Annotated in this window: 22 protein-coding genes and 1 pseudogene; 17 read left to right on the top strand and 6 right to left on the bottom strand. The window is 34.3% G+C overall.

Features of this window, described 5'->3' with window-relative positions:
* Window positions 1–198 precede the first annotated feature (198 nt).
* Window positions 199–2,244 carry a sigma 54-interacting transcriptional regulator gene (locus AC0KUU_RS11990; RefSeq protein WP_280559364.1) on the top strand — a complete coding sequence of 682 codons (2,046 nt, stop codon included), beginning with the start codon at window positions 199–201 and terminating at the stop codon, window positions 2,242–2,244.
* Window positions 2,245–2,318: 74 nt separating this feature from the next.
* Here AC0KUU_RS11990 and AC0KUU_RS11985 read toward each other — a convergent pair whose 3' ends face one another.
* Window positions 2,319–3,395: a cyanophycinase gene (locus tag AC0KUU_RS11985; protein ID WP_047930844.1), complete on the bottom strand. Its 1,077-nt coding sequence runs from the start codon at window positions 3,393–3,395 to the stop codon at window positions 2,319–2,321.
* Window positions 3,396–3,818: 423 nt separating this feature from the next.
* Here AC0KUU_RS11985 and AC0KUU_RS11980 point away from each other — a divergent pair, with 423 nt between their 5' ends.
* Both AC0KUU_RS11980 and AC0KUU_RS11975 read left to right on the top strand, forming a co-directional pair.
* Entirely contained in the window at window positions 3,819–5,087 is a 1,269-nt protein-coding gene (locus AC0KUU_RS11980) for an MFS transporter (RefSeq protein WP_043979070.1), read from the top strand.
* Entirely contained in the window at window positions 5,087–5,473 is a 387-nt protein-coding gene (locus AC0KUU_RS11975; RefSeq protein ID WP_043979067.1) for a MerR family transcriptional regulator, read from the top strand. Before AC0KUU_RS11980 ends, AC0KUU_RS11975 begins: the two co-directional genes overlap by 1 nt.
* A 109-nt stretch (window positions 5,474–5,582) precedes the next feature.
* Here the strand turns inward: AC0KUU_RS11975 and AC0KUU_RS11970 are convergent, their stop codons facing one another.
* Complete coding sequence (locus AC0KUU_RS11970) at window positions 5,583–6,329, bottom strand: phosphorylase family protein (protein WP_165575325.1); 747 nt, start codon at window positions 6,327–6,329, stop codon at window positions 5,583–5,585.
* A gap of 281 nt (window positions 6,330–6,610) precedes the next feature.
* Between AC0KUU_RS11970 and AC0KUU_RS11965 the strand changes: the two genes are divergently transcribed.
* The 3 genes and pseudogenes from AC0KUU_RS11965 to AC0KUU_RS11955 all read left to right on the top strand — a co-directional run bounded on the left by AC0KUU_RS11965 (window position 6,611) and on the right by AC0KUU_RS11955 (window position 8,592).
* A complete protein-coding gene (locus AC0KUU_RS11965; protein WP_043979063.1) occupies window positions 6,611–7,183 on the top strand; it encodes a GNAT family N-acetyltransferase in 573 nt (190 codons plus the stop codon).
* Window positions 7,184–7,234: 51 nt separating this feature from the next.
* The gene (locus tag AC0KUU_RS11960) at window positions 7,235–7,684 is read left to right on the top strand and encodes a GNAT family N-acetyltransferase (RefSeq protein ID WP_165575324.1); all 450 of its coding nucleotides are present in this window, start codon (window positions 7,235–7,237) and stop codon (window positions 7,682–7,684) included.
* A gap of 144 nt (window positions 7,685–7,828) precedes the next feature.
* Window positions 7,829–8,592: pseudogene (locus tag AC0KUU_RS11955) on the top strand (class I SAM-dependent methyltransferase).
* 51 nt (window positions 8,593–8,643) lie between these two features.
* Here the strand turns inward: AC0KUU_RS11955 and AC0KUU_RS11950 are convergent.
* Entirely contained in the window at window positions 8,644–9,144 is a 501-nt protein-coding gene (locus AC0KUU_RS11950; RefSeq protein ID WP_097823833.1) for a GNAT family N-acetyltransferase, read from the bottom strand.
* Between the two features lie 109 nt (window positions 9,145–9,253).
* Window positions 9,254–9,898, bottom strand: coding sequence for a YczE/YyaS/YitT family protein (locus AC0KUU_RS11945; protein ID WP_322551939.1), 645 nt, complete (start codon window positions 9,896–9,898; stop codon window positions 9,254–9,256).
* A gap of 116 nt (window positions 9,899–10,014) precedes the next feature.
* Between AC0KUU_RS11945 and AC0KUU_RS11940 the strand changes: the two genes are divergently transcribed.
* Window positions 10,015–10,467, top strand: a complete 453-nt coding sequence (locus tag AC0KUU_RS11940) for a MarR family winged helix-turn-helix transcriptional regulator (RefSeq protein ID WP_043980681.1) — start codon at window positions 10,015–10,017, stop codon at window positions 10,465–10,467.
* A gap of 19 nt (window positions 10,468–10,486) precedes the next feature.
* Window positions 10,487–11,011: a spermidine/spermine N(1)-acetyltransferase gene (gene paiA, locus AC0KUU_RS11935; RefSeq protein ID WP_043980683.1), complete on the top strand. Its 525-nt coding sequence runs from the start codon at window positions 10,487–10,489 to the stop codon at window positions 11,009–11,011.
* Window positions 11,012–11,289: 278 nt separating this feature from the next.
* Here paiA and AC0KUU_RS11930 read toward each other — a convergent pair whose 3' ends face one another.
* Window positions 11,290–11,871: a DUF2087 domain-containing protein gene (locus AC0KUU_RS11930; protein ID WP_097823829.1), complete on the bottom strand. Its 582-nt coding sequence runs from the start codon at window positions 11,869–11,871 to the stop codon at window positions 11,290–11,292.
* Between the two features lie 332 nt (window positions 11,872–12,203).
* Between AC0KUU_RS11930 and AC0KUU_RS11925 the strand changes: the two genes are divergently transcribed.
* Window positions 12,204–12,872 carry a type 1 glutamine amidotransferase domain-containing protein gene (locus AC0KUU_RS11925; protein WP_043980686.1) on the top strand — a complete coding sequence of 223 codons (669 nt, stop codon included), beginning with the start codon at window positions 12,204–12,206 and terminating at the stop codon, window positions 12,870–12,872.
* Window positions 12,873–12,994: 122 nt separating this feature from the next.
* Here AC0KUU_RS11925 and AC0KUU_RS11920 read toward each other — a convergent pair whose 3' ends face one another.
* Window positions 12,995–13,189 carry a hypothetical protein gene (locus tag AC0KUU_RS11920; protein ID WP_165575323.1) on the bottom strand — a complete coding sequence of 65 codons (195 nt, stop codon included), beginning with the start codon at window positions 13,187–13,189 and terminating at the stop codon, window positions 12,995–12,997.
* Between the two features lie 232 nt (window positions 13,190–13,421).
* Between AC0KUU_RS11920 and AC0KUU_RS11915 the strand changes: the two genes are divergently transcribed.
* The 8 genes from AC0KUU_RS11915 (at window position 13,422) to AC0KUU_RS11880 (ending at window position 21,374) form a co-directional block, all read left to right on the top strand.
* Window positions 13,422–13,886, top strand: coding sequence for a hypothetical protein (locus AC0KUU_RS11915; RefSeq protein WP_043980687.1), 465 nt, complete (start codon window positions 13,422–13,424; stop codon window positions 13,884–13,886).
* A 49-nt stretch (window positions 13,887–13,935) separates the two neighbouring features.
* Entirely contained in the window at window positions 13,936–14,295 is a 360-nt protein-coding gene (locus AC0KUU_RS11910) for a hypothetical protein (protein WP_043980689.1), read from the top strand.
* A gap of 29 nt (window positions 14,296–14,324) precedes the next feature.
* The gene (locus AC0KUU_RS11905) at window positions 14,325–14,519 is read left to right on the top strand and encodes a DUF6980 family protein (protein ID WP_016763636.1); all 195 of its coding nucleotides are present in this window, start codon (window positions 14,325–14,327) and stop codon (window positions 14,517–14,519) included.
* 367 nt (window positions 14,520–14,886) lie between these two features.
* Entirely contained in the window at window positions 14,887–15,411 is a 525-nt protein-coding gene (locus AC0KUU_RS11900) for a hypothetical protein (RefSeq protein ID WP_043980690.1), read from the top strand.
* A gap of 693 nt (window positions 15,412–16,104) precedes the next feature.
* Window positions 16,105–16,320, top strand: a complete 216-nt coding sequence (locus AC0KUU_RS11895; protein WP_043980691.1) for a DUF6366 family protein — start codon at window positions 16,105–16,107, stop codon at window positions 16,318–16,320.
* 392 nt (window positions 16,321–16,712) lie between these two features.
* On the top strand, window positions 16,713–17,384 hold the full coding sequence (locus tag AC0KUU_RS11890) for an HAD family hydrolase (protein WP_043980694.1): 672 nt from the start codon (window positions 16,713–16,715) through the stop codon (window positions 17,382–17,384).
* A 799-nt stretch (window positions 17,385–18,183) separates the two neighbouring features.
* On the top strand, window positions 18,184–20,697 hold the full coding sequence (locus AC0KUU_RS11885) for a PEP/pyruvate-binding domain-containing protein (RefSeq protein ID WP_322551940.1): 2,514 nt from the start codon (window positions 18,184–18,186) through the stop codon (window positions 20,695–20,697).
* A 101-nt stretch (window positions 20,698–20,798) separates the two neighbouring features.
* Entirely contained in the window at window positions 20,799–21,374 is a 576-nt protein-coding gene (locus AC0KUU_RS11880; RefSeq protein ID WP_251468295.1) for a TetR/AcrR family transcriptional regulator, read from the top strand.
* Window positions 21,375–21,380 lie beyond the last annotated feature (6 nt).

Here is a 21,380-nt window from a genome sequence, read left to right as displayed (position 1 = left end):
AATGCATCTAGCACTTTAGCATATTGTGCCTCCACCTATTAAAGCGGAGGCACTTTTTTCTACTTATTTTTATTTGCAATAGGGACAAACGTCCGCTAGATGAAATGCAGGGCAACGTATAAAATGATAGGTACAGTATTCCAAGACTAATCTCTGAAGGCAAGCAAATTTAAAGGCCTGTAGAAAGGTGTTCATACGATGAAAAAGAAATTAGTTTTAATAACAGGAAGCAAGCAAACTAGAATCATTTTGCACAATCAATTAAAAGAGCTGCTAGACGATTACATTTTTATTGAATGCTTTGCGATTGACGAAGAATTACCGGGTGAAATTGATGGCGATGTTGTACTCTACTCATCAGAGAGTATAAAGCACGAACTGAAGGACAGATTAGACGTTCAGCATGCACATGAAATTGTAGGAAATAGAACGATTCACCATAAACATATAAATGAATTGCTGCAAATCCCCGCCCATACAAAAGTATTAATTGTAAACGATGACGATAAAGAAACCCTTAAATTAATAGAATCTCTCTATCAAGTAGGTATTAATCATGTTCAGTTTATTCCTTTTAAAAAGCAAAAGACCTATTACGAAGGTGTGGAAGTTGCTGTTTCTCCAGGTGAGATTCACTTATGTCCGCCATATGTAAAACATGTAATTGATATAGGCGTTAGGCTTTTTGATATGGCGACCATTTTTGAACTTATAAAATCATTTGGTTTTAATCAGTCTAATCATTCAATTATTTGGGATCGCTATTTACGAAATATTATTGAGCTGCAAAAAAAGCTAATAGAAGCAGAAGGGCAAATGAAAGAACTTCACCTCCATGTAAAGAGTGTTGTAAATGTAGTAGAAGATGGGGTCCTGGCCGTGGATTTCAATAAAAGAATTACGTTATTTAATAAAAGGTTAGAATCATTGTTTCAGCTATCTTCTTCTGATGTTGTAAATCGTGAAATTCAACATGTCATTTCTAACGAAGGCCTTGTGGAGTTTATTACATCGTCCGACGAGAAAAGTCAGTACTTTAACGTAAACGGATACGAAATGGTTATCTATAAGTCTATGATTCAGGAAAGCAATACTACGGTAGCAACGTTTAAAAGTGTGAATCAAGCTGTTGAAATAGAAGGAAAAGCGCAGTCAGAACTTAGAAAAAACGGCTTTTCTGCTAAGTATAATTATCAAGATATTATCGGAGAACACCCAGCTTTGCTTAAAACGATTGAAATTTCCCGGAAAATGGCGGTTACTGAGTACCCTATTTTAATTCAAGGAGAAACCGGTACAGGAAAAGAGCTGTTTGCTCAGGCTATCCATAATCATTCTACACGTAAAAACGGACCGTTTCTTGCCGTGAATTGCAGTGCCATGACCGATACATTGCTAGAAAGTGAGCTGTTTGGGTATGAAGAAGCCAGTTTTACAGGAGCCCAAAAAGGCGGCAAAAAAGGGCTGTTTGAGAGCGCTGATAAAGGTACGATCTTCCTGGATGAAATTGGTGATATCAGTCCGCGTTTACAAACTCAGCTTTTAAGAGTGCTTCAAGAAAAAGAAATTAGACGGGTAGGAGGGACAAGAGTTATTCCGATCAATGTAAGAATAATAGCAGCTACTCACAACAATTTACTACATAAAATGAAAGAAGGGTTGTTTCGAGAAGATTTGTACTATCGTTTACACGTATTATCTTTAACGATTCCTCCTTTAAGATATAGAAGAACCGATATTCCTTTACTGATTCATCATTTTATTTCTAAATCAAAAACGTGGACGCATATCCATCCAGAAGCGATGAAGCTGCTTATCGAATATGAATGGCTAGGAAACATAAGAGAATTAAAAGGAGTCATCGAGTATTTGCTTACTGTCTGCGATGAAAACGAAGTGAAAGCAAAAGACGTAGAGTATAGGCTTAGTAGTCAAAAGGAGGAGCATACTTTACATGAAATTGAAAATGAATCGGTTGACTTGATCGAACTTCAAGAAAATCACGCTCTGTTAGAAACGATAAAGCAGTGTAATGATACAGGAAAAGCAGCAAGCAGAAAGTGGATTACACAGCATTTAAAAGGCTTTACTCTTACAGAACAGCAGGTGAGAAATCGTTTGGATGTACTAGAAGAAAGAGAGTATATTATAAAACGCAGAGGCAGAGCAGGAACGAAAATAACAGAAAAAGGACTGCATTATCTATATCATTTAAAAACAAAACAGCACTTAATCAATCCTTAATATACGGAAGAAAGGGAAACTTCACTAATCAAGTTTCCCTTTTCTATAAAATAGTGTCGTCATAGACTGGGCGTTTACGGCTGATTTCCTCCGTATACTTTTCCTGTAGAGGAAGTAATAACACCGCCGTTTACGTTTAAAGTATAAGCTAACCCTCCAGAACCCGTCCAAGTGGAAAGATTAAAAGTGCTGCCATTAAATAGTTTATAGATAGAAATATTATTAAACGTCAGCGGCTGACCACTTATACAAGTAGCAGGCGCCTTATTCGTTTTAGCTAGATAAACAGCTGCATTTGTAGAGCCTGGCTGTGTTACTACTTTAGCTGAACCATCTTTTTCTACCAGAAGCGCTGACTGTTCATTAACAGCAATTCCCTTGGCGCTTGTTCCAGTTTCTTCTCCGTCTTGGATATTACGTGCAAGAAATGTTAAAAAACGTCCCATTCTATCTCGTTGTTCAAAATGAGTGTCTGTTTGAATGTTATTATTATGCGGGGTTTGAATCAAATAATCTGTAAAAGAAATAAGAGAACTATAGGGATTGTTTAGCGCTGTTTTCGAATCTAAAGTTGTAGAGCCTGCTGAGATAGAGTCATAAACGTGATCACCTTGAATCATGGTGCCGGCACTTGTTCCTCCAAAAGGAATGCCTTGATTAATACGATTATTTAAGGCTGTAAGAGCTGGGGATCCTTCTAAGAAATCTACGTAATCAGCTTGATTGCCTCCAGCAAAAAAGATGCCTTCTGCTTTGTTAATTTTGTCAATTAAAGAAGAGTCTGAACCTGCTCTTATTAAATCATCAACAACAATTGTGCTAACAGAGTTAAGGGGCTTACCTATGCTTTTGGCGAGGTCATAGATATATGAATTATAGGCGTCAGTACCCGTCGCTCTTATAACCAAGAAATCTCCGCCGTTTGCCTTTTGAATCATCCATTTGAATGCTTCATCTACATCGATGCTTCCGCCCATATAGACTTGTCCGAAGCTTGTACTAGTAGCTTTGTCTGCAGTACTTCCGACTTGATAAAGCGTATAAGGTGCAGAAGCAGCGGAAGTGGAGATTGGAAGTAAAAGAGATGCCGCGAGAACAGCACAAGTAATGACCTGCTTTTTAATACTTTTCTTACGTTCAGCTTTTTTCATAAAGTTCTCCTCCTTTAATAAGTGTTCATAAATGAACATGCAAGTTTTATACCAACTTATGGAACACCGGCAAAATAGTGAAAGAAAGCTTTTTTTAAAAGCTCTATGTGTAATACAGGTTATTTATGGGTCATTATTAAGGTTTTTTACACCCGAAAAATGGCGAGAACGACTCTAACTTGGATATCTAATAGTGAAAAGAAATTGCAAAAGGTATATTACAAGATTACATCCCTCATTGAAAAATCACCTTTAAAAACTTAAAATTATAATAGAAAGGAAAAACAAGGATAAAAAGAAGAGCTGTCCGCAATAGCGACTTATTTATCAAACAGACCTTCATTCTATCAATATGTTCATCTCTTAAACATTTTCCACCAGCATTTCTACGCAGAAAAATTATACATGAGAGGATCTGTCAAAATGAACAAACAGGAAAGTAGCTACAGATGGGTTGTTTTTGGAACCGCTTTATTAGCGTATTATTTGATTGTCAGTCAACGAACAGCCCCTGGACTTATTACAGAACAGTTAATGAAAGATTTTCACGTTTCAGCGTCTGTTATAGGATTAATGACTAGTATACAATTTTTAGCATATGCAGGTCTTCAGATTCCTATTGGTTTACTTTCTGACCGATACGGTCCCAATCGATTTTTGATTATAGGGTCGCTTTTAACAGGAATAGGAAGTCTTATCTACAGCACGTCTCCTAACGAATATGTGTTAATTTTCTCTCGTTTACTAGTCGGTACGGGAGACTCCATGATTTTTGTCAATTTAGTGTTAATTTTAAGTCAGTGGTTTAAGGGAAATGAGTTTGTAAAGCTATTAGGTTTAATTGGGCTGGTAGGAAGTGTAGGTTCATTATCAGCTACCGTGCCTTTGTCTATGTGGATTTCATTTTCAGGCTGGAGGGTTCCCTTTCTTAGCATAGGTCTAGTTTTAATGGCGGTATCCTACCTGCTTTATGTCGTTTTGGTGGTGAAACCTAAACGATTATTTCAAGATGATGCTAAAGCAAATAAATCCTCTGTTAAGACTCCGGAAAGTGTATGGGCGATCCTAAGGAGAGTGATGACGACTCGCCAAGCCTGGGCAACATTTCTTTGTCATTTTGGTGTAGTTGGTACATATATCGGTTTTATTGGTTCTTGGGGAGTTCCTTATGGAATGAATGTGTTCCATTTATCTCGCGCTGATGCAAGTCAGCTTATTATGTATGGTCTGTTTGGCGCTATGATTGGCGGACCTTTAATCAGCTGGATATCAAGCAGGTTAAATTCCATTAAAAAAATTTATTCACTTATTCATCTTATTGTGGTGCTTAGCTGGACTGGGTTATTACTTTCCGGCGTGAAACCTTCATTCATGCTAGTCGTTATTTTGCTTTTTATCATCGGCTTTGGAAACGGCGCAAGCGCTTTGACATTTGCCGTAGTACGTCAATCCTTCTCAGTAAAAGAAGTAGGAGTTGTATCAGGTTTTGCCAATATGGGAGGCTTTTTAAGCGCAGTATTATTACCTAGTATTTTCGGAAATGTCCTGGATTTATTCCCCGAGCGTTCGCTGCATGTTGGTTATCATTATGCTTTTATGATTCCCATTTTGTTTTCAATGATGGGGTTGTTAGGTGTCTTACTAATTAAAGAAAAAGGAAAAAAGGAGCAAAAGGTGCTGAATGCTTCTTAATGTCTTATACAATGAGAGACATGCAAGAAAAAACGGGGCTGTCTGCGCCCACTCTGCGATACTACGAAAAGGAAGGCATTTTACCATTTGTGGAACGAAATGAACATGATCACCGTCTATACAATGACCAGAATATCGAGTGGGTCAAGTTTATTTTAGCCTTACGTGCAACAGGGATGCCGCTTGTCGAGATTAAACAGTATGTAGAGTCATATAAAAAAGGAGAAAGTACCATCAGCGAACGTAGAAAGATGATGCTTCAGCATAAAAAGAAAGTGGAAGCAGACATGTCGCAAACCTACCTGCATCTAGAACGAATTAATTATAAACTTGCGCTGTACGATACGTTGGAAGCTGGTTTAAACAATAAACAAATAAAAATTTAAATGCTGATAACAGAGAATCCTGTTCATACCCAAACTATACAGGTGTTAAAAACTGCGAAACAAACAAAACAAGATAACTGCACAGTTATCTTGTTTTGTTTGTTCTATTCTAGTATGTACTGCTTAAATAAAGAGCTACATCGCGAATTGCTTTATCAGTTGCACTTTCTATTAACTCTCTGTCCTTTGTATACGAATAAAGAGTATCGCCGTGAAGAAGGTGGTCTGATAAATTTAATAAGCCGACAGCCCGCTTGTTGAATTTATGAGCAATGGCCAAAGTGGTAGCTGTCTCCATATCCACACCGAGAAAACCTGCAAGCGACCATTCCTTTACCATGTCAAGTGTCTCGATCAGCATGGCACCCATACTGACCACGTGTCCTTTTATATAGCTGTAGCCTTTTTGTTCACAATATCTACAGGCGGCTTCCACTAACTCTTGGTCAGCTTCTACAAGCGTTTTTTCTGGTAAATACCAGTGTGATACGCCATCTTGCATTTTTGCTGCAGATACGATTAAGATATCTCCATATTGTATAATAGAAGATAAGCCTCCAAAATATCCCGTTTGAATAAATAAGTCGGTTCCGCTGCCGGCAAATTGATGTACGATGTTTGACGCCATCGGACTGCCGTACACATTCGCAAATCCTATGTTTCTTTTATTTAACTTACCTATTACCGTGTTCCATTTAGGCATATGAACATCAGTGGATAAGATCTCCTTCCATAAATTTATATTATCTTGAAATTCCCACTCACCATGAATAATAAATGCATTAGGCAGCTCTTTTTCTGGTAGCTTTAATACGTTTAGCCAATCTTCTTTTTCAAAATCGCCATACAGCTTCATCTTTTTCTCCTTATTTTCTCATTTAGACTAGTTAGAAAAGAATTCTTCATTACTAGCTTTCATTCCTTTAATTTTTAGAACTAACAAATATAAAAGAAATGACAGTGCTGATTTAAAAATGAAGTTATGCGTGCTTTTTTTGCTCATTTCTCGACAAATATTTAGAATTAAAAAGGAATTCAGTAATAATAAAAGAAATTTCTTACTAACGCTTATTTAAATTAGATAAAGCTGTGAGAAAAGCTCCGTTTAGTGAATGGATAAGAGGAGGGAAGGTACAGGTGTCAAATTATTTTCCCATAATTAAAACAAAAAGGCTTACCCTAAGGGAGATTGTAGCAGAAGACGCAGGCAGTATTTTAAAATACCTATCCGATAAAGAAGTAATGAAACACTACGGTCTAGAGCCTTTTACAACGGTTGAAGATGCTTCAAATGAGATTGCGTGGTATAAATCGATCTTAAACGAAAAATCTGGAATAAGATGGGGTATTACTCTTAAAGAACAAGACGACATTATTGGCAGCTGCGGGTTTCTTAATAGAGTTCATAACCATTACCGTGCAGAAATTGGATATGAGCTAAGCAAAGATTACTGGGGGAATGGGATTGCTAATGAGGCATTGGGCGCTGTTATAAAATATGGTTTTACACATTTTAATTTGCGGAGAATTGAAGCATTAATAGAGCCTGCTAATACTGCTTCACAAAAATTAATAAAAAAGCATAGCTTTATAAAAGAAGGCTTATTAAGAAGCTATGAATTTACGTGTGGAAAATTTGATGATTTATATATGTATTCTTTATTAAAACAAGATTTTGACAGGCTTCAACCACATGAAGGGAATATCTAGACATCGTTATTAAGAATACGAATAGCATAATGACAGATAAGGGGAAAATGTATGGCCCATTTTAATGTTGATATTGTTCACTATCATCCTCAATTTGCTGAACAAACGGTAAAAATGTGGAGAGATAGTAAAGAAAAAGCGATTGAACAAAAGGAAATGCACAGTTTTGACCGTCATGTCTATTTTTTAAATCATATATTGTCAGCACACTATAAAATTGAATTAGCGTTAATGGATGAACAAATAGTAGGAATGATTGCTTATCATGCTGACGAAATTAGCCAACTGTACGTTCATGTAGATTATCAAGGAGGAGGAATCGGACAGCTTTTACTCGAAAGAGCCAAGACAGAATCAAATGGAAAATTAATATTACGTACATTTGAACGAAATAAAAATGCCCAGAGGTTTTACGAGAAACACGGCTTCAGTATTATAAAAAGAGGATGTGAAAACGAAGAGAAACTACCCGATATTACATATGAATGGACAAACAAATGAAGCATACGTAATTTTAATAAAGGAGCGGTTAGTGTGAATACGTTAGCACATGAAACATAACAACGCTGTCTATATGTCCGTGGTCCGCCTTTTACTAGTTTAAGATAGATGATTAATGCTAGCTATAAAAAGGAGGAGTTTAATATGATAACGGACAAACATTTTTTAAACGCTGTAGACGATACAAATGTTGATTTTACTGGATGGGATTTTTCTATTATTACTCGTACTGGTCGTATGGATAGCGACATGCTTTCGTGGTCGTACGGAAGTGAAGCTTTTCGTCTTATTCAAAACTCTAATGCCGCTTTAGATATGGGAACAGGAGGAGGAGAATTTTTATCTTTGTTACAGCCTTTTCCTCACGTTATGTACGCTACAGAAGGATACAAACCTAACGTTCCAATCGCTAAAAAACGTTTAGAACCGCTTGGTGTCACAGTTGTTGAACGAACTGAAGACGCAAATTTACCGTTTAAAGATGATACATTTGATTTGATTTTGAACCAGCACGAATCTTTTCGTGCTTCAGAAGTAAGCAGGATTTTGTCAAAGGAAGGCACGTTTTTTACGCAACAAGTGGGGGGTTAGACTGTTCACGAATCAATGAATGTATAGGGGTTCCAATAAATAAAGAGTTTTGTAATTGGAACTTAAAGAAAGCAATAGAAGAGCTTAACCAAAGTTCTTTTAACATCATTTCTTGCAAAGAAGAGTTTCCTGTACAGAGATTTTATGATATTGGAGCGCTCGTCTTTTATTTAAAGGCAATTCCTTGGCAAGTTTCTAATTTTGATATCGAAACACATATCGGCGGATTGTATAACATACATCAAATTATAGAGTCTGAAGGTTTTTTCGACGTAGAACAACATCGTTTTATTATTAAAGCTGAGGTAAATAAATAGGTAATCAACCAGAGAAAGCCGATCTCTAACTGGAGACCTGCTTTCTCTGGTTTAATTATGTAATTGTTTGCTAGATAAATCTAGCTCAAAAAGAAGAGAATTTCGATCTGGATAATCATATTGAACTGTCAGATCCTTTTTGGTCACTTGTTTAAACCCAGCTTTTTTATAGAAATTATGTGATCGAGTAGCTTGAGATGGAGTATCTAAAATAATTTTAGAAAACCCGTGCTTCTGCACAAAAAGAAGTAAAGAAGCATAAAGATTTTTTCCTATTCCAAACTCTTTTCCTCTATAGTGCTTGTAGACAAAAAATTTCTTTAATATGCCTATTTCACTGGTTTTCTTTTGCAACCCAATACATCCTACTACTTCTTGCTTATCATTCAAAGCTATCCAAAAGTTACCGCCGGTATGGAGATAGTTTGACTTAATGTCTAAAATATCCGGCTGTTCTTCAACACTAATACCTACACCAGCTTCTACATTTTGTACATGCAATATTAGTTGAATAACTGCTTCTTTATACTTATCTTCATACAATACAATCATTGATTAATAATAACCCCTTTCCTTCATTAAATGTTTCCTCCTCATTGCTCTTATTATATCTAGTACTATGGTGCAAATCTATTACGATAGTTGAGTAATAAAAATGTATCTATATGGAACGCTTGTTGTCTTGAATATGACTTTGTGAGGTATGAGATTTTGGTAATATGCAGTCTACTGCTTTTTTTGTAATGGGCATAAAAAAATTAAGCAGCACGCCGCCTAAAAACACGGTTAATAGCGTTCCGACACCAATTGGTCCGTCTAAAAGCATCGCAGATAGTAAAAATGTGAAGTAAATCAATGTTCTTGCGAGAAATAAATTTGTGTTAGCTAGTTTTTGTATGATTAATGTTAAGCGGTCAATTGGAATGGGTGCAAAATTTGTATGTAAGTAGGTTGAGGTTCCTACACCTATAATGATTAAACCAATTCCAAAACAACATAATTTGCTGTACCACATTTCAAAGGGAGCCCAACTCTCTAATAAAAAAAGCCATACATCAATACCAAGACCCGTTATGAATGCTGTTAACAGTCCCAGTACTTCCGGCTTTTGTTTGCTTAAAAGGGCATTACCACAAATTAATACACATGCAAGTATCATTTCCCAGCTTCCAACGCTAAGGCCTACGTTTAGGGACAGTCCAACTAAAAGTGCATCAAAAGGTGAAGCTCCTAGGTTGGATTGGATCGTTAAAGAAATTCCCAGAGTTAATAGTAAAATTCCTCCTACATAAACAACATATTTCACTGTAATCAGCTCCTTTACTTATTATTTTTTGTTGCAAATGCAACTATTTTAAGGTACATTAAACGTATATTATTTTTATTGTATTTGCAACAAAAATATGTGCAAAGGAGATATTTATGAGTGAAATTCTGCGTGAAATTGGAATGATAGCAAGAGCATTGGATTCGATTAGTAATATAGAATTTAAAGAGTATGACCTGACTAAGGGGCAGTATTTGTATTTAGTGCGAATATGTGAAAATCCGGGAATCATTCAAGAAAAGTTAGCTGAGTTGATAAAAGTAGATCGAACAACAGCGGCTCGGGCTATAAAAAAGCTTGAAATGAATGGTTTTATTGAGAAGAAAGACGATCCCCACAATAAAAAAAATAAAAATCTTTTTCCAACTGAAAAAGGGAAGAGCGTATATCCAGTTATAAAAAGAGAAAATGATTATTCCGATAAAATGGCATTAGAAGGTTTTACCCAGGAAGAAACAGATACCATTCTTAAGTTGGTTCAAAGAGTAAGAAAAAATATAGAAGCAGACTGGGAGTTTGTCAAAAAAGGAAACAAGAGAAATTATTGAGGATATAAAGGAGAGGCGTATGTCAGTGATGATGGATATAAAAAAGTGTACTCTTGAAGATGTAAATCACCTTCAAGATATTAGTTACAAAACATTTAATGAAACATTTAAAGATCAAAATTCACCTGAAAACATGAAAGCTTATTTAGAAAAAGCATTTACAGTAGAACAGCTACAAAAAGAACTATCAAATACGTCCTCGCAATTCTTTTTTATGTATGTTAATCATGAAATTGCAGGTTATTTAAAGGTTAATACGGGTGATGCTCAATCTGAAGAGATGGGGGAAGAAGCGCTTGAAATTGAAAGAATTTATATAGGTAACAGCTTTCAAAAACAAGGGCTTGGTAAACATTTATTTAATAAAGCAGTAGAGATAGCAACGACACTTAATAAAAAGAAAATTTGGTTAGGTGTATGGGAAAAAAATAAAAATGCGATTGCTTTTTATAAGAAACAGGGATTTGTTCAAACCGGATCTCACTCGTTTTACATGGGAGACGAAGAACAAATAGACTTTATTATGGTTAAAACACTTTTATAGTTTTTTAAAAGATAAATAAAGTACGATAAGGATTATTGACTAATTTAGTTGGTAGAGGATAATCCTTATTGCATACAGAGGTTTTATGATTTTTTTCAAAGCAGATGCTTTTAGATTAAGCAGTAAGCAAACTAATATGACTGCTGTGCCAGCATATAGGAGAATGAAATTAATGTCACATGCTTACCAATTTACTTTAATTCTATTTGAAATAACATAGACTAATTAGATATATATCGAATTAGAAAGCTTAAAAAATGAACGTTTTTACGTCCATTTTAAAAGATAACGGGCCACATCTCTTTCGGATTTAACTCGTATTCTCCATTTTGCCTATACATAAAATGCTGCATAATTAACTCTCTGCGAATCGTTGCATAATCTTCATGATATTTTTTTATATGTTCATTCAGTTCTTTTTCTTGATACATTTTTCCATGCTGTAAATCACGTATTAAATAAGCTAATATCACGTTCTTTTTCTTTCTTTGACTTGGAATGATCTTTAAAGTTCCATCACTATTTATAAAGTTTTTAACAATTGATAATTTGTCTTTATCCTGTAAATGGTTTTCTTGATTTTCCATCGAATCCTCTCCAATATTCAAAATAGCCTTCGAGTTATATTCGAGTCTTTCAAGGTCTAGATAAAAATAAATAATGTTCCCTTGTCTTCTTTGATAAATAATTCCTACATCTCTTAGCTTTGAAATGTGATGAGTAATAGTTGAAGGCTGTAACCCCAGCTTATAAGCAATGGCTTGCCCGTGAAGAGGCCCTTTTTTTAATAGTGAAATAATTCTAATCCTGGTAGGGTCACCAATGGCTTTATGATAATTCACCAACTTATCTAATTGCATAGCGTACTACCTTCTTTCCTTAATTCGATATACATCTAATTAGATAATAATCGAATTAGATGTATATGTCAAAAAAGTAAAAATATTTAAAGTGATCACTTTTCACACTGCGTATAAAAAAATCTGCCCTGTATAGTCTTCAAACTATAAAAAAAGCGTCTATTTCTTCGTATAATTTAACCATTGTTTTTACCTGTTCTTTTTATTATTAAGAAAAAGTTACCATGTTTTCATCAAATAATACCGGGGAACATGTTCAAAGAGATAAATGAATTATTAAAGATACATGTATGTAAATAATAAATAATAAATGAAAAAGGAATGAGTAAATCATGACAGGAAATTCAAAAATTTTAATGGTTGTTACAAATGGACATACAATGGAAAACGGAGAACTTGCTGGCATTTGGCTTACAGAATTCTCTGAAGCATATTTAGCATTTAAGAAAGAAGGATACGAAGTAGTCGTAGCAAGTCCAAAAAGCGGAAAATCACCTGTGGACCCTAACAGCTTAACAGATGATGTGACGGACGAAGACAAAGAAGCAGGAAAACTTTTAGAGAATACAAAATCATTAGCTGAAGTAAGTTCACAAGACTTTGCAGGCATGTTTGTACCTGGAGGGCACGGAACAATGTTTGACTTTCCAGACGATACGCACTTACACCGTTTGTTAACAGAGTTTGCTGAAGACGACAAGCTGATTGCAGCAGTATGCCATGGACCGGCAGCTCTTGTAGGCGGAAAGCTTAAAAACGGTGAGCCGATTGTAAAGGGTAAACGTATTACAGCGTTTACTGATTCAGAAGAGAAAGATACAACGTTAGATAAATACATGCCGTTTCTTCTTGAAACAAAGCTTCGTGAGCTAGGCGCTGAGTTTATTGCAAAAGATAATTGGAGCGATCATATCGAAGTAGACGGAAAGCTTTTAACAGGACAAAATCCACAGTCTACAATCAGTCTCGCAAAAGAATTTGTGCGTGCTTTAAACGCGTAAAAGTATGTATGACCTTAATAGGGATGTCTCATGATTGTTTGAGACATCCCTATTTTCTTTAGGGTGAAATAAAATAGGAATTAAGGAAAATAAAAAGGGCAGCTATCTAAATAGCAGCCCTTTTATTTGTTAGAAGGTTTGTTTCTGAAAATATATGTAGTAATTCCTGTCACAATGATAACAGCCACAACACAAATGATCAGACGAACAATCTGTGTCACAAAGATATTATCTGCAATGCTCATGTTTTTGGTTAAAATCAACGTTCCATAAGCAGCTAAGACAGATAAAAACATATTGATGATTCGTTGAGCCATGTTGTTTTTACTCCTTTCGCTTCACTACTTTACACTTTAACACATGTGTTCGCTGTAAAAAATATTGAATTACAAGTATGTCAGAAAATCAGCACTCCAGTAAAAGAATCTACTTGTAAGGAAGTAGCTGATATCCTATTAGTTATGACAACTAGAGCTCAGAGAAGGAAATGAGGTTTCTTTAGTCGAATTTAACATGCTTGTATTATTTTTTTAGATAGGTGGGAAAAGCTTGTTTGATAAATTAAAAAAGCTATTTATGGATAAACAGGATCAGGAAACAGATGACAAATATATTTTAGTCCCTGAGAGTGAAATAAATGAGAATTTAAAAAGAGATATAGTGAAGTTGGAAGAAGTAGGAGAGGCATACTGCAAAAGTCTTCAGCACAAATATAGAAATAAATTTGAACGTGAGGATAAGCAGAACTTAAAAATATGGGTGTGTCGGGATATTGATGGCGACCAACTGCCAAATCTAAGTTCGGAGCAGTGTTTAGAAAAAGAATATCGTTCCCAGGTTGCAATAAACTTTGAAGGGTTTACAGATGAAGAAGATGCATACGTTCATTACATCCAATTATGGTATTCCTTTAGTGGGTATTTTAAAGGGACAGGCACTTTGTATGATTTGTCAAAAAATCATTTAGAAGCTGATATTGAAGAAAAGTTAGAAGAATTACTGAACCAATTATAGATTTCTACTTAGCACTGAGATTATTTGTTAATACACAGGGGGAAGGAATATGAGGGGGCGGCCAGAGTTAGAAATAGAAAGGGAAAAAGTTTATAAAACGAAAAAAAATCCTAATGGAACATTTATAGCGCGAATTATTCAAGTGCCTAAGGAAGAAAATATGTTAGATTTTATTCTAGAAATCAAAAATTTAAAGAAAAAGGAACTTTCTTATAGAAGTTTATTAGTAAGGACTGAAAACTGGTACTATTCTTTTCGTCTTGCTAGAGGAGATCTGAAATGGGTATCTTTGCATACAGTAGCGGTATGGGACCGGCTAGGACATAAATTAGTTGAGGTAGCGGCCCCAATCGGTAAGGAAAATTATCGTATTTCCGATGAACACTGTTCAGTTTACCGAGAAAAGTAATAGTGACCATATAGTTAAGGAGAAAACGAATGAAAAAGCATTGCTGTGATTATATGAATTATCATGCGAACTTTACGTGTGATATTCACAGTGATCCGTTTGATTGTCCAGATAATCTTATCTTATTTGATAAAACAAATAAGGAATACGGTTTAATTATCCATGATGGTGGTTCATCCATCATTGGAATTTCATTTTGCCCATGGTGTGGTAAGAAGCTTTAACTTAAGTATGAAGGGGAGATCCTCTTCATTTCTGGAATGGGGGATTGGGCTTGATTTTTCGTTATCTAGCTATGTTATAATAATCATAAATATCCAAATAAAGGAACGTTATGTTGTTATGAATCGTAAATTTAATTCTCTATTTATAGTCTATCCTATCGTTTTCTTTGTAGTGCGTACTGTTTTTTCTTTTGTGAAAAATAGCGCTGCGGAATCTGTCTATGAGACGTTAGCTATACTTGCCATGTATTACTTTGCAGCTAGTATTTTCTATTCGATTGACTTGTATATGCAAAAGAAAAATAGTTAATAGATTAGAAAATGCTGAGAGTCAGAGTAAAAACAAACGATATAAAGGAGTCCAACAGTGCGCATTAAGAGCTATTTTTTGTTTATTTTCCCACTCATTTTACTATTATTAGCAAGCTGCGATCCATCTTCTACACCTAAAGAAAAGTACTATTCAAGCACCAAAACAACAAATCTTGAATTAGAAAACGTTAAGTCAGTATCAATAGGAAGTTCTAAATATGACATAGCAAGTTGTTTGAGGAAGAAACCAAAATTTATAGAGGTTACTGAGCAGCCTCCGTACACTACCTACATTTATGGAAAAAGTACAGAAAAGTATGATGTTGAATTTAAAATAGTAGATAATAAAGTCAGCAGGTATGACTTGATTAGTAGCAAGTATAGTACAGAAAAGGGAATACATACTGGTGACAGCAAAAAAGATGTTATTAGGGCGTATGGAGAAAATTATTACGAAAGAGAAGATACCGGAGCAACAATAATAGGGTATTTTGATAAAAATCATAAACTCAATATTGAGTTTTCTTTAGATGACAAGGATAAAGTTGGAGGCATTTTGGTTCAAAAAATAAATAATTAAGATGAGTAATAATCATTTTTGCTGCAGCTTTTAATATGTACTTATTTATGTAAATTGAGTATGTTTGAGCTATAAATCTAAAACAAATAATCAGAAAGGTTTTTTTCCTATTGAGTACGTTTACTAAAGTAGTACCGTCAGCTTTTATACTTCTCTATATAGTATTTTTCTTTTTAGATATTTCTTATCATTATGGTGTTCCTTATTCATATAGCTTTTTTCTTTTTTTATTTTTGTCCTTAATATCTCTAGTTTTATGTTTAGTAATATGGTTTAAGGACAGGGAACGTCTTTTTCTATTTTTGGCTGTAGTTTCAACCCTCCAACTTACGTTTACTGTCTTTATTTATCTTTTGCCAGAAGCAGGAACTAAACCATTAATTTATGAAAAAGCAATCACAAAAGAAGATGTTTTACATAAATAAGCTTACACAAAAAAACTTGAAGAATGTGTATCTAGTATAAGGTTATTAAAGAGATCCCCTTAAATAAAGAGGATCTCTTTGGTGTAGGTGTTTGTAATAGTAATTATATTAACTAGCTCTGTATACTTCTTCATTACAAAGCAGTGTTCCATACTTATTAAAAAAAGAAATGTGTACAGTTTAGTGTAAGAAAAGGGATCTAACAAAAACCATTAATTTATATTTTAACCATAATATGTTATGGTATTCCGGAAATGGTGGTGTGAAGATGAGCGAAGATACAGAAACACCTGAAAGAAGAAGAGAGAGATTAAAACACGAAGAGGTAAAGAGAAACCCCACAGGGAATATGAACGATGCATTTAACAGAAATGAAGCTGGAAACCTATCTGGTTTAGCAGGCAGCTTAGGATGGAAGGGGCTAGGTATACTTATTACTGTACTGATTATAGGCTTTATCGTTGTGTCCCTATTTTTAAAATAATATGAGGTTTATAAATTAAGAGTACTGGAGGAGTCATTTTGAAAAATTATGCAGTGTTTATTGGTAGTTTTATAGTGTTACTGTTTGCTTTTCAAATTGTTTCTGAGCTATTTCTTACACTTACATATGTACCTGAGACTTCACAGCATTTGAGTAGCTCAACGCTCAGTATTTTTTCTTTTAATTATCCATTTTTAAGTTCTATTATAGCAGCGACTTTTTCATTTATTATTTCAAACAAAGTATGTAAAGTTAAAAAGAGCACCTATAAATGATTAGGTGCTTTTTTGTGCTAAAAATATTCATTATGGTTTTTAATAACTGCTAATTTTCCTTTTTATGGTATTATATATAGATACGTATTCAGTACTGTTGAAAGAGGGAGATACTTAATGTTGCAATCACTGATTTTTGATATGGATGGAACGCTGTTTCAAACAGATAAAATTTTAGAATTATCGCTTGACGATACCTTTAACCATTTACGTGCACTCAATCAATGGGATACTGGCACTCCTATTGATAAGTATCGTGAGATTATGGGTGTACCTTTACCAAAAGTATGGGAAGCTTTATTACCTAATCAATCAGATGAAATAAGAAAATATACAGATGACTATTTTTTAAAAAGCTTAGTGGAGAATATAAAAAAAGGGAAAGGTGCTTTATATCCCAATGTAAAAGAGGTCTTTAGCTATTTAAAAGAAAATAATTTTTCCATTTACATAGCAAGTAACGGTTTAAAAGAATATTTAGAAGCAATTGTAGACCATTACGATTTGAATAATTGGGTGACAGAGACATTTAGTATTCAACAAATCCAAACCCTCGATAAAGGAGAGTTAGTCAAAACAATTATAAAGAAATATGATATCAAACATGCTGCAGTAGTAGGAGACCGCCTATCTGATATAAATGCTGCAAGAGATAATGGTTTAATGGCAGTGGGGTGTAATTTTGATTTTGCTCAAGAAGCTGAGCTTGTGCAGGCTGATGTGGTAATAGATGATTTGAAGGAGTTAAAAAGGATTGTATCTAACATAAATAGTAGCTTGTCAATCTAATAGACTGATCTTTGTACGTAACCGTTATAGATGGTTAATGTCTCAATTTTATTAAGAGAATAAATTTTTTATATGCTATGTAAAAGGATAGGTCTTTAAAGGCCTATCCTTTTGATTTACCTTACAGCATTGGCATCCACTTGATTTTGAATCTTCACTGCAGTTTCTGCTTCGTCAATGAATTCATACATATAGAAATCTCAATCTATTGAAGTTGAAACATAACTAATGAGTGGTTCCCCTACAACTCTCCAATGTTTACATAATCTTTTCTTGTCATTAATAAATCGTTTACAATCCTGAGCTATGCTTAGGTTAAGATTTCCAAAATAGTTTTATATTAAAAATAATTCTATGAGAAAGGAGATTTTTGATTATGACTTCGCATATGATTCGTAAATCTGATAGCGCTCAGTTATATATTAGAGGATATAAGATAAAATTGACACTCAGCCAGTGGAAGCTTGTAAGCACTCAGAGATAATGAATGGTTAACCCAACTATAAAAAAGGAAACCTCCACCATAATTTAGGTGGGGTTTTTTGCATTTCTTTTATTAACTTTTTAATTGGTTAACTATTTAGACTTTATAATAAAAAAGACTAATAAAAGTTAAAAAATGTAATAAAAAAGAGGAATATTATTTAAGTGAAATTAAAATAAAGCACAACTAAATATGCATTTTTTAAATGTTTTACCACTTTTTATTGACCATAAAAATTTAAAAGAATTAAAATAAATATAAAGTAAGTAGTTACTTACATTTTAAAACTAATTTGTAGGAGGATGAATATTTTTAATGTATAGTTTAAGTTTTCAAAAGGTGGACGAGGCGAATGAAAAAGTTGGAGCAAAAGCTTTAAACCTTATAAAAATGAAAAAAGAAAATTTACCGATTCCGGATGGCTTTGTTATTCAAACAGAAGCTTTAAAGCGATATATCGAATGGAATGGGATTAATCGTCAAACGGATAATATCCACGAGAGAATTTTGCAAGGGGAAATTCCTATTGAAATTGAATCGGATCTCATAGAGGCATTTAGAAATCTAAAAAGCTCTTATACATCAGTAGCTGTTCGATCATCATCCAGTGCTGAAGATTTAGAAGGTGCATCGTTTGCTGGCCAGTATGAAACCTATCTTAATGTGAAAAGCCCTGAGGATTTTTTAAGTAAAGTAAAAGCGTGCTGGGCCTCATTTTTTACTGAAAGAGTCGAACAATATACTCAAAATATGTATGCTGATTTTGATGAAATTTCAATGGCAGTTGTTGTTCAAGGATTAATTGAGTCCGAAGTATCGGGAGTCATATTCAGCCAAAACCCTGTTACTCATAATACAAAAGAAATGATGATTAATGCCAGCTATGGACTAGGAGAAGCAATCGTATCGGGCATAGTAACACCTGATGTTTACCTGGTTAATAAACAAACCTTTGAGATAGAGAAAGAGAAAGGGCTAAAGGAAGTGAAAATAATTCCACTTGCTGAAGGCGTTGAAGAAATCGAAACAACGGAAGATGAACAGCAAAGGTTTTGTTTAACAGACGAGAAAATCATTGAATTGGGCGAAATAACAAAAGAAGTAGAAGCTCTTTACCAACATCCCGTAGACATAGAGTTTGGTATTCAAGACAATCAAGTATATCTATTACAGGCAAGAGCGATTACCACATTAACAGAATCAAAAGAATTAACTCCTTTCCAAAAAGATATATCTTTAAGTTTCGAGGATATGGAAGAGTTTTGGATTTTAAATGACACAAGTTTTTCTCATGCTGTTAGTCCTTTGTACGCTTCATTTATTATTCCGGCATTTTCTGAAGGAACAGCTGCTAGTTTTAAAAAGTTAAAGTTTATGTTTAATAGACTTAATTTAAAACTTTATAAAGGTCATATCTATACAAAAATGGAGCCTTTTAAAGGAGATTCCAAGAAAAGATTCCAAGAAAATAAAGAATTGATGGAAAGTATTTATCCAATCCTAACAAAACGAATGAATCAAATAATTACGGAACAATTCTTGCCTTACTATAACAAGTTAGATAGCTTTACCGGAGGAAATCTCAATCTTCAGAGAGGAAAAGAGATTCTTCAAAGTTTGACTGATTTTTATAAAACGGCATATGACTTGCATTTTGACATTGTTATGCCTCAAATGTCTTTAAATACTAAGGCTGAAGAATACTATAAAAACCTTACAAATAAAAAATCCGGACATGATGTTTATGAGCTATTGACCGGGAAAATGAACAAATCGTTGGAAACGGATCAACAGCTTTCTAGACTTGCTTTAACAGTTAAAGACGATGCGGAACTTACTAAGATCTTTGAAGAAGAATGTACAGAAACTTTATTAAAGAAATTAGAGGAAAATAAAGCAGCAAAAAGCTTTATGGCTGAAGTAGATACTTTTCTAAAACAGTATGGATATCGAAGCGTCGTAAGTCACGATTTTGTAGGGGAAACTTGGCTAGAGAATCCTCTTCACGCGTTATTGATTATTCAAGGGTATGTTAATGACGGTTACAACTTTGATGAGAATTTCAAACAGACGGTCAAAAAACGTGAACAGAACTATAATGAATTTCTGGAACAGATAGCGGATAGCACACACAAAGAAGAGTTTAAAAAATATTATCAGTGGGCATTAGATGCATCTGTTATAAGAGATGACCACCATTTTTATATCGATGCAATGTTGGATGCAAAAGCTCGTTTATTCCTAATCAAGCTAGGTGATTTATTAGTACATCATCATGTTTTTCTAATGAAAGAAGATATTTTCTTCTTATATCTTGATGAGGTAAAGTCTCTTTTAGAAAATCCGGTAGACGTGACAGAATTAGTTGAGAAACGTAAAAAAGAACACGCAGAACATGAACAAATGCCTAATTTGCCTAGATACTTCGGCGTCCCTGAGCCAGCTCACCTAAAAGAAGCTGAGAAATATATGGGAGCTATTGAAGAAAATGACGATAACAGCGAACATTCTATTAAAGGATTAGCCTCTTCTTCAGGAACCTATACCGGAAAAGTAAAAGTCATTTCAAATACGAAGGAATTTTATAAGCTGGAAAAAGGTGATGTTTTAGTATGTAAAACCACTACTCCACTTTGGACTACTTTATTTCAGACTGCGGGGGCTGTTATTACTGACGCTGGAGGCATTCTTTCTCATTCGGCAATAATTGCACGTGAATATGAAATTCCTGCAGTGGTTGGTACGAAAATAAGTACAAATAAGCTAAAAGATGGCGATATAGTTATGGTGGATGGTACGAATGGAATTGTCACGCTTTTAAATGAATAAATAGTTCTCTTCGCTTCCATTTGACAACAGCTCTTTTTCCTTTATATACTGCCTAATGGAAAGTAAATACTTACATTCAGGAAGCATAAAGGATGATTAACATGAAAAAAGATGAAACAAAAAAGAAGATAACAAAAGCTACAATAGAACTGCTTAAAGAAAAAGGCTACAAAGGTACTACCACTAGAGAAATTGCAGAACAAGCTGGCGTTAATGAATTAACTGTTTTTCGCCACTTTGGCAATAAAGAAGGCATTATTCAAGCTATTGTCAAAACAACAAGCTTTTCGCTTGAAATTTTTGATAAATCAATTGAATGGGAGCTTGAAAAAGATTTGACGAATTTCGGTTACCTGTTACTAAAAGACTTTGATAATAACCGAGACATGATTTCAATTGCTTTAAAAGATCCTTTAATTTTCTCACAAGCGCACGAAGAAATTTTGAAAAAAATTAATGATACGAAAGAAATACTAAAAGAATACTTTGAAGAAATGCAAAGGAAAGGATATATCAAAGAATTAGATTGCTGTACACAAGCGGAGATTTTCCTAAGTACGTATTGGGGATATTTTATGTATAAACTAAATTTTGGAGACAAAGCCTTACATGCCGATTATCAAGATATGATAAAAAACAGCATAAACACGTTTATAAAAGGAATTTCTCTCCACTAAAAGGAG

It is taken from the genome of Priestia sp. ST2 (assembly GCF_055810735.1).
Note: the sequence above shows the minus strand (reverse complement) of the source record. Positions and strands in the feature narration are given on the sequence as shown.

What these genes read in the sequence shown, in the direction of transcription:
- AC0KUU_RS11990 (WP_280559364.1), top strand. Translation starts at nt 199, where the DNA reads ATGAAAAAGAAATTAGTTTTAATAACAGGAAGCAAGCAAACTAGAATC.
- AC0KUU_RS11985 (WP_047930844.1), bottom strand. Translation starts at nt 3,395, where the DNA reads ATGAAAAAAGCTGAACGTAAGAAAAGTATTAAAAAGCAGGTCATTACT.
- AC0KUU_RS11980 (WP_043979070.1), top strand. Translation starts at nt 3,819, where the DNA reads ATGAACAAACAGGAAAGTAGCTACAGATGGGTTGTTTTTGGAACCGCT.
- AC0KUU_RS11975 (WP_043979067.1), top strand. Translation starts at nt 5,087, where the DNA reads ATGTCTTATACAATGAGAGACATGCAAGAAAAAACGGGGCTGTCTGCG.
- AC0KUU_RS11970 (WP_165575325.1), bottom strand. Translation starts at nt 6,329, where the DNA reads ATGAAGCTGTATGGCGATTTTGAAAAAGAAGATTGGCTAAACGTATTA.
- AC0KUU_RS11960 (WP_165575324.1), top strand. Translation starts at nt 7,235, where the DNA reads ATGGCCCATTTTAATGTTGATATTGTTCACTATCATCCTCAATTTGCT.
- AC0KUU_RS11950 (WP_097823833.1), bottom strand. Translation starts at nt 9,144, where the DNA reads ATGATTGTATTGTATGAAGATAAGTATAAAGAAGCAGTTATTCAACTA.
- AC0KUU_RS11940 (WP_043980681.1), top strand. Translation starts at nt 10,015, where the DNA reads ATGAGTGAAATTCTGCGTGAAATTGGAATGATAGCAAGAGCATTGGAT.
- paiA (WP_043980683.1), top strand. Translation starts at nt 10,487, where the DNA reads ATGTCAGTGATGATGGATATAAAAAAGTGTACTCTTGAAGATGTAAAT.
- AC0KUU_RS11930 (WP_097823829.1), bottom strand. Translation starts at nt 11,871, where the DNA reads ATGCAATTAGATAAGTTGGTGAATTATCATAAAGCCATTGGTGACCCT.
- AC0KUU_RS11925 (WP_043980686.1), top strand. Translation starts at nt 12,204, where the DNA reads ATGACAGGAAATTCAAAAATTTTAATGGTTGTTACAAATGGACATACA.
- AC0KUU_RS11920 (WP_165575323.1), bottom strand. Translation starts at nt 13,189, where the DNA reads ATGGCTCAACGAATCATCAATATGTTTTTATCTGTCTTAGCTGCTTAT.
- AC0KUU_RS11910 (WP_043980689.1), top strand. Translation starts at nt 13,936, where the DNA reads ATGAGGGGGCGGCCAGAGTTAGAAATAGAAAGGGAAAAAGTTTATAAA.
- AC0KUU_RS11905 (WP_016763636.1), top strand. Translation starts at nt 14,325, where the DNA reads ATGAAAAAGCATTGCTGTGATTATATGAATTATCATGCGAACTTTACG.
- AC0KUU_RS11895 (WP_043980691.1), top strand. Translation starts at nt 16,105, where the DNA reads ATGAGCGAAGATACAGAAACACCTGAAAGAAGAAGAGAGAGATTAAAA.
- AC0KUU_RS11890 (WP_043980694.1), top strand. Translation starts at nt 16,713, where the DNA reads ATGTTGCAATCACTGATTTTTGATATGGATGGAACGCTGTTTCAAACA.
- AC0KUU_RS11885 (WP_322551940.1), top strand. Translation starts at nt 18,184, where the DNA reads ATGTATAGTTTAAGTTTTCAAAAGGTGGACGAGGCGAATGAAAAAGTT.
- AC0KUU_RS11880 (WP_251468295.1), top strand. Translation starts at nt 20,799, where the DNA reads ATGAAAAAAGATGAAACAAAAAAGAAGATAACAAAAGCTACAATAGAA.